The organism is Novosphingobium sp. CCH12-A3 (assembly GCF_001556015.1).
GTDB classification, from domain to species: domain Bacteria; phylum Pseudomonadota; class Alphaproteobacteria; order Sphingomonadales; family Sphingomonadaceae; genus Novosphingobium; species Novosphingobium subterraneum.
This window is the reverse complement of sequence record NZ_LSIA01000117.1, coordinates 17856-31766: the sequence shown is the minus strand read 5'-3', so window position 1 is coordinate 31766 and position 13911 is coordinate 17856. Positions and strand designations below refer to the sequence as shown.

The 13911-nt window shown below is 64.1% G+C and carries 21 protein-coding genes; 18 read left to right on the top strand and 3 right to left on the bottom strand.

What is annotated here, in order from left to right:
- Positions 1–34 precede the first annotated feature (34 nt).
- From AX703_RS09000 to AX703_RS08940, 14 genes are all read left to right on the top strand, one after another.
- Entirely contained in the window at positions 35–961 is a 927-nt protein-coding gene (locus tag AX703_RS09000) for a heme o synthase (protein WP_062343693.1), read from the top strand.
- Entirely contained in the window at positions 961–1125 is a 165-nt protein-coding gene (locus tag AX703_RS27855; protein ID WP_169745704.1) for a hypothetical protein, read from the top strand. The genes AX703_RS09000 and AX703_RS27855 overlap by 1 nt, the downstream gene beginning before the upstream one ends.
- 1 nt (position 1126) lies before the next feature.
- On the top strand, positions 1127–1768 hold the full coding sequence (locus AX703_RS08995) for a cytochrome c oxidase assembly protein (RefSeq protein WP_062343692.1): 642 nt from the start codon (positions 1127–1129) through the stop codon (positions 1766–1768).
- 82 nt (positions 1769–1850) lie between these two features.
- Complete coding sequence (locus tag AX703_RS08990; RefSeq protein WP_039332657.1) at positions 1851–2672, top strand: cytochrome c oxidase subunit 3; 822 nt, start codon at positions 1851–1853, stop codon at positions 2670–2672.
- Entirely contained in the window at positions 2672–3043 is a 372-nt protein-coding gene (locus AX703_RS26550) for a DUF983 domain-containing protein (RefSeq protein WP_082734499.1), read from the top strand. The genes AX703_RS08990 and AX703_RS26550 overlap by 1 nt, the downstream gene beginning before the upstream one ends.
- A complete protein-coding gene (locus tag AX703_RS08980; protein WP_062343691.1) occupies positions 3043–3636 on the top strand; it encodes an SURF1 family protein in 594 nt (197 codons plus the stop codon). Before AX703_RS26550 ends, AX703_RS08980 begins: the two co-directional genes overlap by 1 nt.
- A 59-nt stretch (positions 3637–3695) precedes the next feature.
- On the top strand, positions 3696–5102 hold the full coding sequence (gene thrC, locus AX703_RS08975; RefSeq protein ID WP_062343690.1) for a threonine synthase: 1407 nt from the start codon (positions 3696–3698) through the stop codon (positions 5100–5102).
- Entirely contained in the window at positions 5095–5979 is an 885-nt protein-coding gene (locus AX703_RS08970; RefSeq protein WP_039332903.1) for a class I SAM-dependent methyltransferase, read from the top strand. The genes thrC and AX703_RS08970 overlap by 8 nt, the downstream gene beginning before the upstream one ends.
- Before the next feature lie 54 nt (positions 5980–6033).
- Positions 6034–6408, top strand: coding sequence for a dihydroneopterin aldolase (locus AX703_RS08965; RefSeq protein ID WP_039332665.1), 375 nt, complete (start codon positions 6034–6036; stop codon positions 6406–6408).
- Positions 6405–7166, top strand: a complete 762-nt coding sequence (locus AX703_RS08960) for an SDR family oxidoreductase (protein WP_039332667.1) — start codon at positions 6405–6407, stop codon at positions 7164–7166. The genes AX703_RS08965 and AX703_RS08960 overlap by 4 nt, the downstream gene beginning before the upstream one ends.
- Complete coding sequence (moaA, locus tag AX703_RS08955; RefSeq protein ID WP_062343689.1) at positions 7163–8167, top strand: GTP 3',8-cyclase MoaA; 1005 nt, start codon at positions 7163–7165, stop codon at positions 8165–8167. The genes AX703_RS08960 and moaA overlap by 4 nt, the downstream gene beginning before the upstream one ends.
- 3 nt (positions 8168–8170) lie before the next feature.
- On the top strand, positions 8171–8407 hold the full coding sequence (locus AX703_RS08950; protein WP_039332670.1) for a MoaD/ThiS family protein: 237 nt from the start codon (positions 8171–8173) through the stop codon (positions 8405–8407).
- Positions 8400–8846, top strand: a complete 447-nt coding sequence (locus AX703_RS08945; RefSeq protein WP_039332671.1) for a molybdenum cofactor biosynthesis protein MoaE — start codon at positions 8400–8402, stop codon at positions 8844–8846. The genes AX703_RS08950 and AX703_RS08945 overlap by 8 nt, the downstream gene beginning before the upstream one ends.
- A 63-nt stretch (positions 8847–8909) precedes the next feature.
- The gene (locus AX703_RS08940) at positions 8910–9332 is read left to right on the top strand and encodes a hypothetical protein (RefSeq protein WP_039332672.1); all 423 of its coding nucleotides are present in this window, start codon (positions 8910–8912) and stop codon (positions 9330–9332) included.
- A 51-nt stretch (positions 9333–9383) separates the two neighbouring features.
- Here the strand turns inward: AX703_RS08940 and AX703_RS08935 are convergent, their stop codons facing one another.
- Positions 9384–9956 carry a hypothetical protein gene (locus AX703_RS08935; RefSeq protein WP_156451993.1) on the bottom strand — a complete coding sequence of 191 codons (573 nt, stop codon included), beginning with the start codon at positions 9954–9956 and terminating at the stop codon, positions 9384–9386.
- A gap of 269 nt (positions 9957–10225) precedes the next feature.
- Between AX703_RS08935 and rplU the strand changes: the two genes are divergently transcribed.
- The 3 genes from rplU to AX703_RS08920 all read left to right on the top strand — a co-directional run bounded on the left by rplU (position 10226) and on the right by AX703_RS08920 (position 11622).
- Entirely contained in the window at positions 10226–10522 is a 297-nt protein-coding gene (gene rplU / locus AX703_RS08930) for a 50S ribosomal protein L21 (protein ID WP_011444588.1), read from the top strand.
- Between the two features lie 28 nt (positions 10523–10550).
- Positions 10551–10820 carry a 50S ribosomal protein L27 gene (gene rpmA, locus AX703_RS08925; RefSeq protein WP_039332678.1) on the top strand — a complete coding sequence of 90 codons (270 nt, stop codon included), beginning with the start codon at positions 10551–10553 and terminating at the stop codon, positions 10818–10820.
- Between the two features lie 232 nt (positions 10821–11052).
- Positions 11053–11622 (top strand): GNAT family N-acetyltransferase, encoded by a 570-nt coding sequence (locus AX703_RS08920; RefSeq protein ID WP_062343713.1) that lies wholly within the window; start codon positions 11053–11055, stop codon positions 11620–11622.
- A gap of 37 nt (positions 11623–11659) precedes the next feature.
- Here the strand turns inward: AX703_RS08920 and AX703_RS08915 are convergent, their stop codons facing one another.
- Complete coding sequence (locus AX703_RS08915; RefSeq protein ID WP_062343712.1) at positions 11660–12544, bottom strand: metal-dependent hydrolase; 885 nt, start codon at positions 12542–12544, stop codon at positions 11660–11662.
- 37 nt (positions 12545–12581) lie between these two features.
- On the opposite strand from AX703_RS08915, the gene AX703_RS08910 reads away from it, so the two are divergent.
- Entirely contained in the window at positions 12582–13169 is a 588-nt protein-coding gene (locus tag AX703_RS08910; protein WP_039332680.1) for a TetR/AcrR family transcriptional regulator, read from the top strand.
- Here the strand turns inward: AX703_RS08910 and AX703_RS08905 are convergent.
- Positions 13153–13887: a folate-binding protein YgfZ gene (locus AX703_RS08905; RefSeq protein ID WP_062343687.1), complete on the bottom strand. Its 735-nt coding sequence runs from the start codon at positions 13885–13887 to the stop codon at positions 13153–13155. The genes AX703_RS08910 and AX703_RS08905 overlap by 17 nt on opposite strands.
- Between the last annotated feature and the right edge of the window lie 24 nt (positions 13888–13911).

Genomic DNA, 13911 nt, shown 5'->3' with positions numbered 1-13911 from the left:
TGAACGTCAGGTGCGCGTATAGGCGCGGCCAATCATGGATTCTGCAACACCCCTCGGCTCGACCGTAGCCCTGCCCGCGGAGTGGCGCGATTTCTTCGCGCTGACCAAGCCGCGCGTGATGACGCTGGTCATCTTCAGCGGCCTGTGCGGCCTTCTAGCCGCGCCCGGCCAGATCCACCCGATCCTCGCCTTCACTGCCATCCTGTGCATCGCCGTCGGTGCTGGCGGCGCTGCGGCGCTCAACATGTGGTGGGAAGCCGATATCGACGCAGGCATGAAGCGCACGTCAAAGCGGCCGCTGCCGTCAGGCCGCATGGACCCGACCTCGGCGCGTGACTTCGGTTTTGCGCTGTCGGGAGCGTCCGTGGTGATCATGGGGCTGGGCGTGAACTGGCTTGCGGCAGCCATCCTCGCCTTCTCGATCTTCTACTACGCCTGGATCTACACCGTCTGGCTCAAGCCTCGGACGCCGCAGAACATCGTGATCGGTGGCGGGGCAGGGGCGTTCCCGCCGTTGATCGGCTGGGTAGCGGTGACGGGCAACATCACGCTGATGCCTGTTCTGCTATTCCTGATCATCTTCATGTGGACGCCGCCTCACTTCTGGGCACTCGCCCTGTTCGTGCAGATCGATTACGCCAAGGTTGGTATTCCGATGATGCCGGTCGTTGCAGGCGAGAAGTCCACGCGCCGTCAGATTCTGATCTACGCATTGCTGCTTCTGCCCGTCACGCTCGCGCCGTGGTGGATCGGCGGAACCGGCTGGGTCTACGGTGTTTCCGCGCTGGTGCTGGGGGTGATCTTCGTGGCGCTCTCGATTCAAGTGGGACTGCGCAGTTCGGTACCCGATGACAAGATGAAGCCTGAAAAGCGCCTCTTCGCCTATTCGGTACTCTATCTCTTCGTCCTTTTCGGCATGCTGGCGGGGGACCGGCTTGCCACAGTGCAAGGCTGGCAATGATGAACGACCCCAAGCAGAATACGCACCTCGGCAAGGAAGAGACTACGCTCTACCGCGCGCGTCAGCGCAGCCGCAACAAGGTCCTCGGCATCGTGCTCGGATCGCTTGCCGTGCTCTTCTTCGCGATCTCGATCGTGAAGATCGCTGCACAAGTGAACCACTGACATGGCTGGCGCAGTCGTTCCCGACCAGCGCAAGAACCGCAACGTTGGCCTGATGGCCGCTGGCGCTGCGCTGGCGATGCTCGGGCTTGGCTATGCTTCGGTTCCACTTTACCGCCTGTTCTGTCAGGTCACCGGTTACGGTGGCACCACGCAGCGCGCGGATTCAGAGAAATTGGCCGGCCTAAAGGTCGCCGCAAGGATGATCCGCGTCCGTTTCGATGCCAACACCGCGCCGGGCATGCCGTGGATGTTCAAGCCGCAGCAGGTGACGCAAGATCTCCGCATCGGCGAACGCAAGATTGCAACGTTCGAGGCCAAGAACCTCTCGGACCGCCCGATCACCGGGACCGCGATCTTCAACGTCTCACCCGAGCAGGCTGGCAAGTACTTCAACAAGATCCAGTGCTTCTGCTTCACCGAACAGAAGCTGATGCCCGGTCAGGATGTGCGCATGCCGGTTATCTACTATGTCGATCCCGCGATTCTCGACGATCCCGGCGCCAGCAACATCGAGGAGATCACGTTGAGCTACACGTTCAACGAGACTCCCGAAAGTGCGGCGCAGGCGGGCAGTTCCGCTGCGAACAAGCCACTTGCCTCATTGACAGAAAAGCCTCTGGACCGCGCGCAAGCACGGCGATAAAGGCCCAGATGAACTGCTCCTGTAGCGTCCTGCTGCGGGCAAGCCATTACGACCAGATTTGACTGGGGGAATTGAGGCGATCATGGCCGGCGCAAAGAACCACGATTATCATATCCTTCCGCCCGACGTGTGGCCCTTCGTCGGTGCCATCTCGGCCCTGACCATGACCAGCGGTGGCGTGCTCTATATGCACAAGATGGCTGGCGGCACTGCCGTCATGCTGCTTGGCCTGCTGGGCGTCATCGTCACGTTCTTCTCGTGGTTCGGCAAGATCATCAAGGAAGCGCATGCGGGCGACCATACTCCGGTCGTTCAGCTCCATCAGCGCTACGGCATGATTCTTTTCATCGCTTCCGAAGTGATGTTCTTCGTCGGCTGGTTCTGGGCGTTCTTCGACTTCTCGCTGTTCCCCTCGGAATTGGCCGAAGTGGTTGGTGGCCAGTGGCCACCCAAGGCGATCGAAGCGGTGATGGATCCCTTTGACCTGCCGTTGCTCAACACCCTGATCCTGCTCTGCTCGGGCACCACGCTTACCTGGGCGCACCACGCTCTGATCCATGGTGATCGCGAAGGTCTCAAGAAGGGCCTTTGGGCGACGATCCTGCTCGGTCTGCTTTTCTCGGGCATCCAGGCTTATGAATACGCTGGTGCACCGTTCGCCTTCGGCACCAACACTTTCGGTTCGTCGTTCTACATGGCGACCGGGTTCCACGGCTTCCACGTGATCGTTGGCACGATCTTCCTGATCGTGTGCCTCATTCGTGCGTACAAGGGCCATTTCACCCCGCGCCAGCACTTCGGCTTCGAAGCGGCTGCGTGGTATTGGCACTTCGTTGACGTGGTTTGGCTGTTCCTGTTCGTGGCGATCTACGTGTGGGGCAGCTGGGGTTATCCCACCCACTGATGCCCGAAGGCAAAAGCCAGAACACGAAGGGGCAGCCGGGGATCACCCAGGCTGCCCTTTTCGGTTTATGCCCGCGCTGTGGCGGGAAAGGGCTGTGGGCTGGGCTCGGGGCTCTGGCGGAACGGTGCGCTTCATGCGGGCTGGAATTCGAACGCCATGAGCCGCGAGGGCGGGGAATGTATCTCGTGGTCCTCCCCATCACGATCCTGCTGGTCCTTGCTGCGCTCAAGCTGGACGATATTGTCCAGTTGCCGATCTGGGCGCTGATTGGCCTGTGGGGAACGCTCGTCCCGGCCGTCGTGACCGTCGCCCTGCGCTATGCCAAGGCAACCGTGCTGATGGCGCGACTCGAAAAGGAAGGTCTTCTTTGATGCGGCGCGTGCCGATTGTCTCTACCGTGATCGTGATCGCTGCTATCCTGACCATGATCGGGCTCGGGGTCTGGCAGCTTGAGCGGCTGCAGTGGAAGCAGAACCTCATGGCACATTACGTGGCGGCCATGGCAAATCCGGCGGCAGTGCCGTTCCCTTCGGCCGATCCGCAGCAGACTGAAGCCGTTCTGTTCCGCCGGTCGAGCGTGAATTGCCGCTTCACCTCGGATTGGAACTCCATCGCCGGACGAAACGGCAAAGATCAGGCGGGTTACGTCCATGTCGTGCTCTGCGGGATTGATGGGAACAAGACAGCGTATGTCCAGGTAGGCTGGACCCAAGGCCCCCAGCATCCCGAGTGGGAAGGCGGAGAGGTCAGTGGTTTGATTGCGCCCTACATGGATGGAAACGCCCGCCTGATAGCCGACCCCGCGGTTTCCGGCTTCGAGGCCAGTGCGAAGCCCGACCCTAGCGACATTCCCAACAACCACCTTGCCTATGCGGTGCAATGGTTCTTCTTCGCCGGTGTGGCACTGATCATTTATGCCCTCGCCCTGCGCAAGCGTTGGCGGGAGCGGGGCTCACCGCCCTGAAAGCAAGGGGCGCCTCAATCCTTGCCCTTTGCGCCCTTGGCCGCTAACCGCGCAAACCCATGAAGTACGTCAGCACCCGGGGGCAGGCACCCTCGCTCGATTTCCAGGGCGTCACGCTCGCAGGCCTCGCCTCGGATGGCGGCCTCTACGTGCCCGAGACATGGCCGCAGTTCAGCGCGGACGAGATCGCCGCCATGGCCGGTTTGCCCTACGCGAAGCTGGCGCAGACGATCATGCAGCCCTTTGTCGGCGATTGCCTGACGCCTGAGCGCCTGCTCGAACTGTGCGAGCAGGCCTATGGCCGCTTTGCTCACGCTTCCGTCGTGCCGCTCAAGCAACTAGACGAGACGCAGTGGGTGCTCGAACTGTTCCACGGGCCTACGCTGGCGTTCAAGGACGTCGCGCTGCAGCTGCTCGGCCTGCTGTTCGAGGAGTTCCTTGCGCGCGGCGATGATCACATAACCATCGTCGGCGCGACTTCGGGCGATACCGGCTCGGCCGCGATCGACGCTGTTGCCGGCCGTGCCAAGGTGGACATTTTCATGCTCCATCCACATGGCCGCGTGTCCGACGTGCAGCGTCGCCAGATGACCACGGTCATCGCGCCCAACGTCCACAACATCGCCATCGACGGCAGCTTCGACGACGCTCAGGCGATGGTGAAGCGCATGTTCAACGATGCCGCAATGACCAGCCGCTTCGGCATCGCAGCGGTGAACTCGATCAACTGGGCACGGTTGATGGCGCAGGTAGTCTACTACTTCTACGCCGCGCTCCAGCTTGGCGCACCACAGCGCAAGGTTGCGTTCTCGGTTCCGACGGGCAACTTCGGCGATGTCTTTGCAGGATACGTCGCGGCCAAGATGGGCCTGCCGATCGAGCGCCTCATCGTTGCAACCAACGTCAACGACATCCTCCACCGCGCGCTGTCCAGCGGCGACTATTCCGCCAGCACCGTCACGCCAACGGCTGCGCCATCGATGGACATCCAGGTGTCCTCGAACTTCGAACGCCTGCTGTTCGACGGCTGCGGCCGAGACGGCTCTGCGCTTGCCGCGCAGATGAAGCACTTCGAGGCGACCAGGGCGATGCAGCTGACCAACGCGCAGCGCGAATCGGCAGCTGAATTGTTCACCTCCGAGCGCGCCGATGCCGGGCAGATGGCCAATGCCATGCGCTGGGCCTATGAGGCTTGCGGCGAAGTGCTCGATCCCCACACGGCAATCGGCCTCCACGCCGCTCGCGTTGCAGAAGGTATCCCCGCGGGCGTGCCGATCGTCACGCTCGCCACTGCCCATCCCGCCAAGTTCGTCGACGCGGTAGAGCGCGCCACCGGCGTCCGCCCGGGCCTGCCTTCGCGCGTAGGTGACCTGTTCGAGCGCGAGGAGCGCTATGATCGCCTTCCCGGCGAGTATGATGCTGTCGCCGCCTACGTCGCCGAGCGCGCCACGCTCAAGCATGGCTGATCTCGATCTCCAGCCGAAGTTGATGGTCGGCGAGGGCTGGGCGGACTTCGCCCTGCTCGATTCCGGCCACGGTCGGAAGCTGGAGCAATACGGCCCGCACCGGTTCATCCGCCCTGAACCGCAGGCGATGTGGACACCGCGCACTTCGGACTGGAGCGCCGACGCCGAGTTCGTCCCAGGTTCCGACGAGGACGGTGGCGGTCGCTGGCAGTTCGATCGCCCGGTCCCGCGCGAGGGCTGGGAGCTTGGCTGGAACGACGTCCGCTTCACCGCCTCCTGCACCCCGTTCCGGCACCTCGGCTTCTTCCCGGACATGGCTCCGGTGTGGGACTGGATGGGCGAGCGTCTTGCCGGCAAGCCTGACGCGCAGACTTTGAACCTGTTCGGCTACACCGGCGTCGGCACGCTGGCGCTGTCCGATTACGGTCCGGTCACCCACGTCGACGCCTCGAAGAAGTCTGTCGCCCAGGCCCGCGCCAATGCACAATTGTCAGGCATGGCCGAACGCCCGGTCCGCTGGATCATTGATGACGCTGCCAAGTTCACCGCCCGCGAAGTCCGCCGCGGTCGCCGCTACGATGGCATCATCCTCGATCCACCGAAGTTCGGCCGTGGCCCTGATGGCGAAGTCTGGCGTCTTGAGGAGAGCCTTCCCGGCCTGATTGCCGATTGCGCGCAACTGCTTGACGCCGACAGCCGCTTCCTGTTCCTCACCGTCTATGCTGTCCGTATGTCCTCCCTCGCCATTGCCGGGCTTCTGGCAGAGGCCCTGAAGGACCTGCCCGGCACGATCGAGCACGGCGACCTGTGCATCCGCGAACAGGGTGGGGGCGGACGTCACTTGCCCACGGCCATCTTCGCCCGCTGGAAAAGCTGAATCCCACCCGGTGCGATGGACTTGACGTCGCGCCGGTGCCAAAGAGCTCATCCCATGTCAGACAGCCTGATCCTCGAAGTCGCCAATCTCGAAACCGATGTCCTGACCGGGATCTATTCGGAAGAGACCGGCCGTCCGCAGCCCCTGCGCATCACGATGCGAGTCGGGCTCAGGCATCAGGATCGCTACACCGCCGATTGCCCGCTTGCCGCCAGCAAGAACTACATGGACCTCAAGTTTGCGGCCACCGACGGCTTGCCCAAGGGGGTGCATTTCAAGCTGATCGAGGCCGTGGCAGACCACATCATCGAAACGCTGATGTTGCAGGATGATCGGGTCCAGTGGGTGGAAGTGAAGATCGTGAAGCTGGCGATCAGCGAGAACGGCGAGGAAATCGGGATCACCCTAAAGCGCGAGCGCAAGGCTTGAGCCAGCGCCCACTCGCGCTGGTCACCGGCGGTTGGCGCCGGATCGGCGGCGCGATTGCCCGCAAGCTTGCGGGTGAGGGCTGGGACCTGGCCCTCCACGCCCACCGCGCCTCGACATTCGACAATGAATTCAAGGCCCAGCTCGAATGGCTCGGTGCAGCGGTCCATCCCGTATCGGGCGACCTCGAAGATCCCGCCTATCCACCCAACCTGCTCTGCGAAGTGACCGCGCTTGCCGGTCGCTCGCCCGACCTGCTGGTGAACTGCGCCTCGCTGTTCCATGATGATCGCGCCGAGACGATCACCTCCGAAGCGCTCGAACAGCACTTCCGTGTGAACCTGTTCGCCCCGCTGCTGCTGACCCGCGCCTTCGCCGAGGCCTTGGGCGAGCGGGGCGGTTCCGTGGTCAACATCCTCGACCAGCGCGTGCTCAATCCCGTGCCGGACCAGATCAGCTACACGCTTTCGAAGCAGGCGCTTCATGCCTCGGTGCGAACGATGGCCCGCGCCATGGCGCCCAAGGTGCGCGTCAACGGGGTCGCGCCGGGCCTGATCCTGCCGACTGCTGATTACGACGCCGAACAATGGCGGCGGCTCGAGGACATCATGCCGCTCAAGCGCCTCCCTGGCGCCGACGAAATCGCCGACGCCGTGCACTACCTTGCGAGCGCCAAATCGGTCACCGGGCAGACTTTGTTCGTCGATGCCGGCGCGGCTCTTGAATCTTACGCGCGCGACTTCGTATATCTCGAGAAGTGAGCAGCCAAGCGCCTCTAATTGATCGGTTCGCCCGCCGGATCACCTACCTCCGCCTTTCGGTGACCGACCGCTGCGACTTGCGCTGCGCCTACTGCATGCCCGAGCGCATGGAGTTCCTGCCCAAGGCTGAAGTCCTTACTCTCGAAGAGCTGCACCGCCTCTCGCTCCGGTTCATTGCCCGCGGCGTTCGCAAGATTCGTCTGACCGGGGGCGAGCCGCTGGTCCGCCGCGACATGATGGATCTGGTCCGCGCGCTGGGCCGCAAACTGGGCGATGGGCTAGACGAACTGACGCTGACGACCAACGGTACGCGGCTGACCGAATTCGCCGATGACCTCGCGGCCGCGGGCGTCAAGCGGATCAACGTCTCGCTCGACACGCTGGACCGTGGGGCATTTGCCAAGCTCTCCCGGCGCGACATGCTGCCGCAGGTGCTTGAAGGCATCGCCGCTGCCAAAGCCGCGGGCCTCAGGGTCAAGATCAACGCCGTCGCGCTCAAGGACATCAATGAGGCCGAAATTCCCGGGCTGATCGAATGGGCGCATGGTGCAGGGCACGACATGACTCTTATCGAGGTCATGCCGCTCGGCGAGATCGAAGGCGACCGCTTCGATCACTACCTCCCGCTCGATGCCGTCCGCCGCGATCTCGAGACGCGCTGGACCCTGACCGACAGCGATGCACGCTCCGGCGGCCCGGCGCGCTACGTCGACATTGCCGAAACCGGCGGTCGCCTCGGCTTCATAACTCCGCTTACTGGCAATTTCTGCGCCGGTTGCAACCGCGTGCGCGTCACGGCCACCGGCCAACTCTACATGTGCCTCGGTGGCGAAGGGCGCGTCGACCTGCGTGCCGCGCTGCGCTCCGATAATCCGGACAGTGCCCTGTCCGAATGTTTCGCTCGCGCCATGGGCGAAAAGCAGGAACGTCATTCCTTCGTGATCGACAGGCCTGGCAGCGCGCCGGCCGTGTCGCGCCACATGTCCACGACGGGCGGCTGAACCATGGCAAAGCTGGTGTTCTTGGGGAGGCTGGAAGACGTGGCCGGCCTGCCCGAAATGGCAGTCCAGCCCGGACCGGTCGAACAGGTCCTTGCGACGCTCGATCCTGGACTCGCCGTCCAGTTGCTGGGCGAGAAGGTCCGTATGGCGCTCAATGGCCGCCTCCTCACTGACGTCGGCGGCATTGTCCTTGGCCAAGGTGACGAACTCGCCTTCCTTCCCCCGGTCAGCGGTGGCTGACGTCCGTCTCTCGCTCGAGGCGTTCGATCCTGCCTCCGAGATCGCGTCGTTCAATGCGCGTCACCCCGACGCGGGCGGCATCGTCACCTTTCTCGGCCAGGTTCGCGATTCGGGCGGCGTCGAAGCGCTCGAACTGCAGCACTATGAACCGATGACCCTCCCCGGAATGCAAGAGCTGGCCCGGGTCACCGAGAAGCGGTGGCCCGTCGAAGGCCTGCTCATCCTCCATCGCAGCGGCGTGATGTATCCCGGTGACGCGATCGTCCTCGTCTGTGCCGCCGCCCGCCATCGTCGTGACGCTTTCGCCGCCGCCGATTTCGCCATGGACCACCTCAAGAGCGAATCGTGGTTCTGGAAGCGTGAGAAGACCGCAGCGGGTTGGCGCTGGATCGAACCCAGGCCAGAGGATCACGAAGACATTTCCCGCTGGCGCATTTGATTCGCGTCAAGGAATAGCCTCCGCGACAGGCGCATGAAGGCTCCAGCAAAAGGAGCCCAGTCCATGAGCATGCACATCGCCGCCGACCGGATCGAGCATGTCGCCGAAATCGTCGAGCAGCCGCACCACACCACTGTCGATCGCAACTTTGGCCTGCCCGGCGGGCTCTATGCCGTGTCGGCTGGCGGCTATCTCGCCTTCATTGCCATGATGGCCTCGATCTTCGGCAATGGCGAACTTGCCATCCCGATGACGATATTCGTGCTCTTCGTCGCCTGCGCTTTCGGTATCCCGGCGGTCTGGACCAAGCTCGGCGCGGACCGGCACCCCGATGCGCTCGGCTGGTACGATTTCCGCCGCAAGGGCATCCAGACCCTTTCGGGCAAGCTTGATGCCGGCTCGGCCATGGCGCAGGTGCTGATCCTGCCAGTGCTGATCGCGGTGTGGGGCCTTGCCATCGCCGTGATTGTCGCGACGGTCCGCTGACCTATCGATTACCCCCCGAAGGGCGCTGCGCTTGGGCGCGGCGCCCTTTTCCTATCCGGCAAGTTGCGAAAGCAGCGAATCGATTACCGAAGTCTCACTTGCGACCAGCGCCTCGACCTGCCCGCGCGCCTCGCGCACGGCCTTGAGATCTGCATCGGACCCGTCGACCGCACGATTGCTTGCCTCTGCCTCCAGCCGGTCAAGATCGGCAAGCGGCAGTCCGGCCCGCGCCCGCGCCGATTCGAGTTGCGCCACCGCCAGCGATGCCACCGACCAGTTCTCCGTGCCCTTCGCTGCGCCGCGTGCGGCGCTGACGGCGCGGGTGGCCGAGGCTCGAGCGCCCTCGAATGCAGAATGTGCGTCGCGCGCTCGCTCGGTCAGGTCAGCCAACCGCTTGGCCATGCCTTCGGACATGACGGCCGGAGCGGGCGGAGCAGGAGGCGCCGCCTGCGCTGTGCGATAGGCGTCTTCCGCAGGCCTGCGGGCGAGCGAGGGGAACCTGTCGCGGTCGGCGCAGCCGCCCAGCAGGGTGGCAGCGGCGAGAGCGGCCACGATGGCAGCACGATGGGCGGCAACACGCGGCGCGGCTGTTCTCAGGGCGATCAAAGTCTTGTGGCGAGCCATGAACGTCGCCATAGCATGCGCACGCGCGCTCGCCAGCCTTGCTTGGCGGCCGGGCGTCATAAGGCCGGATTTCGGGCGCGAAGCTGCCAAGTTCCCTTGATTGCGGGCATTGACAGCGGGGCCGTGTTTGACTATCCGCGCCACTCTTTCCGGGACCCTGCAGCAGCGGGGTATCGGTATGTTGCCCTCAGTCAGCGATTCGCAGGCGTTGGGCGCCTCATTTGGAATCGCCCAGGGCAACCGGGCTTTTGGAACGGATACACAGAACGATGTTCGCAATCGTGCGCACGGGCGGCAAGCAGTATCGGGTCGCCGCCGGAGACAAGATCGCGGTCGAGAAGCTGGCAGGCGAAGCCGGCGACAAGATCACGCTGGGTGAAGTCCTCCTCGCCGGTGAAGGCGATTCGCTGGCTGACGCCGCGAAGGTCACTGTTTCGGCAGAGATCATCGCCCAGGCGAAGTCGGAGAAGGTGATCGTGTTCAAGAAGCGCCGTCGCCACAACTATCGTCGCCGCAACGGTCACCGCCAGCAGATGACCCTGCTGCGCATCGTCTCGGTCGCCTGAGCGCAAACGGAATTCGGAGTAATCTGAGATGGCACACAAGAAAGCAGGCGGCTCTTCGCGCAACGGTCGCGACTCAGCCGGTCGTCGCCTCGGCGTGAAGAAGTTCGGCGGCCAGGAAGTGGTCGGCGGCAACATCATCATCCGCCAGCGCGGTACCAAGGTGTACCCGGGCGCCAACGTCGGCATGGGCAAGGATCACACCCTGTTCGCGCTTGGCGAAGGCCGCGTACGCTTCCACGCTGGCAAGCTTGGCCGCAAGTACGTGTCGGTCGACATGATGGCCGAAGCGGCTGAATAACCGGATGGTCATTCAAAGGGCCATCCCGATGGGGTGGCCCCGCCAGCACTTCGTAGCTGGCCGATAGAGGGAGAGGGCCCCGCCCATCTCCCTCTTTTCATGTCTCCCTCGGACGCAAACCGCTCCCCTCGCAATCGGATGCAAAGACTGTCCGATCCGGCGAGGGGCGCAATACCTCTGTCACGTCAGCGTTTTAGGCGCGCTTACAGAGGGGCCGATGAAGGAGAATCTGATGTTCATTCGCAGCGAACGGCTGTTCCTGCGGCCTGCCTGGCCGGAGGACTGGGCCGAACTCCATGCCCTGATCGACGATGAGGCCGTCGTGCGCAATCTCTCGCGCGCGCCATGGCCCTATGGCCCCGACGACGCCAAGCGTTTCGTCGCGGCTCCCCAGGGTGACAATCACCCGCACTTCCTCGCAACGCTTCCAGGCGCCCATGGATCGCGGCTGATCGGCTGCGTCGGCCTCTTCGAGGATGCGGGCGAGACCGAACTTGGCTACTGGGTCGCACAGGCGCACTGGGGCCGCGGCTTTGCTACCGAAGCCGTGCGCAGCGTCCTCTCGTTGGCGCGCACGCTCGGCCATCGCCGCGTCAATGCGCGCCATTTCGCCGACAATCCGGCGTCGGCAAGGGTGCTGGAGAAGGCAGGCTTCCGGCCGACCGGCGAAATCCGCCTCGGCCATAGTCCGGCGCGGGCCAGGCCTGCGCCCACTATCCACCACGTCATTGATCTGGTTGCCCCGGTCGATTGCGACGGCCCGGAAGATGGCGGCTTCGTGCCGATGCGACGCGCCGCCTGATGTAAAAAAGGGCTCCCCACGGGGAGCCCTTCGATCTTCAGCGCGGCATCACCGCATCGGGAAACTCGCTGTCCGCCTTGCCGATCAGCGCGCGGTCGTCGTGCTGCCACGGGTGGAACCCCGGCAGGAAGTAGCTGAGCCAGGCCGGGAAGATGCGGCGGATCACGCCGGGCTTCCACAGCAGGTAGGCGGCCAGCTTCCACTTCCACTTGGCGCCCGTCAGCCCGTCCTGCGCCAGCAGGTCCATCGTGTCCTCGACGCGGTGGGTGATGAAGTTCTTCGTCACCACCACCATCATCAGGCTCTTGACCTTCCAGCGTTTCCACCGGCTCCAGTTGCGCGTGGCATGGAGCCAGGTGTCATAGGCAACGCCCTTGTGCTCGATTTCCTCGATCGCGTGCCAGCGCCACATGTCGGCGGCTTCCTGCTCTGCCCCGGCAAAGTGTGCAGGGTTGGCAAGGAATTCGTGCGCCATCATCGCGGTGTAGTGCTCCAGCGCCATGGTGGCCGCCAGGTTGAGAATGACCGGGCGGTCCTTGGTCAGCGCCAGCAGTTCCTCGACGCGCTTGTCGATCCGCGCCATGTCGTAACCGGCGTTTTCGGCCTGACGGTTGAACGCGATGTGCTCGCGCGTGTGGTTGATCTCCTGCTTCACGAAAGCCCGGATCTCGGCCTCGAGCTTTGGCGGCACGCCATCGCGGTGCGCCTTGACCGCTTCGATGAAAAACGCCTCGCCGCGAGGGAACGTGCCCGACAGCGCATTGTGCCACGCCGTTGCCACCGGATCGCCAGCCAGCCACCAGCGGCCCGCAGGCTCATTGCGGCCAAAGCGACGGTCGCGTATCGTGATCGTCAGGTCCGATGGGGTGGGCACGGCCTTGCCGGAGGCGGCGGTGCGCTCTAGGGCGATCGTGGGGGTCATGGCAGTCATGAGCCGTAATCTAGGCGTGCTTACACCAATGTCAATAAGGAAGCGTCTTCCGCCTGAAGAAAGCCGCATGGCCGCGCTCGAAGCCGCGCGCGCGCTGCTGGTGGAAGCGGGCCCCCAGGCTGTCACGCTCAAGGCTGTTGCCGGGCGAATCGGTCGTACGCACGCCAACCTGCTGCATCACTTCGGCTCCGCGTCCGGTCTCCAGAAGGCACTGGCCAAGCATCTTGCCGAGACGATCTGCGCCACTATCCGCGATGCGGTGATCGCCAGCCGCTCGGGCATCGGCAAACCCCGCGATGTCGTGGACCTGACATTTGATGCCTTTGACCGTGAAGGCGCGGGCGCGCTCGCCTCGTGGATGTTGCTTTCCGGCAACGAGGATGCGCTCGACCCCATCGTCGACACCATTCACGATCTCGTCGTCGATCTTGAGGAATACAGTTCCGACGCGCAGCGCAGCACCACCCTTGCGCTCACGCTCATGGCCTTGGGCGATGCGCTGATGGGCGGCCCGCTTGCCAAGGGTCTGGAACTGCCACGCACCGCAGCGCGCGATCGCGCCGAACAGATGCTGATCGAAGGAATTGCCGCCGGGCAGGTTACTCAGGCGGATTGAGGTCCATCCAGTCCGGGGCAAGGTCGGCTGGAATGTCGTCCACCCGGCGATGGTCAACCGCAAGGCCAAGGTCCGCATAGGCCACGCGCTGCCGCGGCGGGTCTGACTTGTCCAGGGGCACCACCACCAGCCGACGATTGACCTTCTGTCGCCAGTTCATCCGCGCCGTATTCTCCTGGCCGACATAGCAGCCCTTGGTGAAGCTCACGCCATTGAGGTCCACCGCGTTGCACTCAAGCCAGAGCACTTCGCCGTTGCCCAATTCAGCCTGACCTTCGGCCACGCCCAACTTGAGTCGATGCGCGCGCCATGCATCGTCTCCCGCTTCGTCAGCATCGGACACCGGCGCAATCCACCGCTGCCCCAGCGCGCGCAGGCGGGGATCGTCCGCGCCACCATCGCCGGGGTGATCCTCCCAGAACACGCCGAGCGAATCGGCCCGTTCAATCCCGATCTTGCGCCGCAGCCGGTAGAGCATGAGGCGCTTGGCCAGGGCATCGGCACTGGCCGCCTCGCAATCGATCAGAAGGCCATCCACGCCATCGGGCCAGACGATAAAGTCGAACAGCACCTTGCCCTGCGGGCTCAGCAGCGCCGTCCACACCGGCAGCACGCCCTTGACGTCGTTGGTCACAAGCCCCTGCAGGAAACCGGCAACATCCTCGGCGGGCTCAAGCGGAGAAAGGCGGATCAGGGCGCGTTGGAAGAGGCGGGTCATGACTGGTAGATAGGAAGCGTCGCC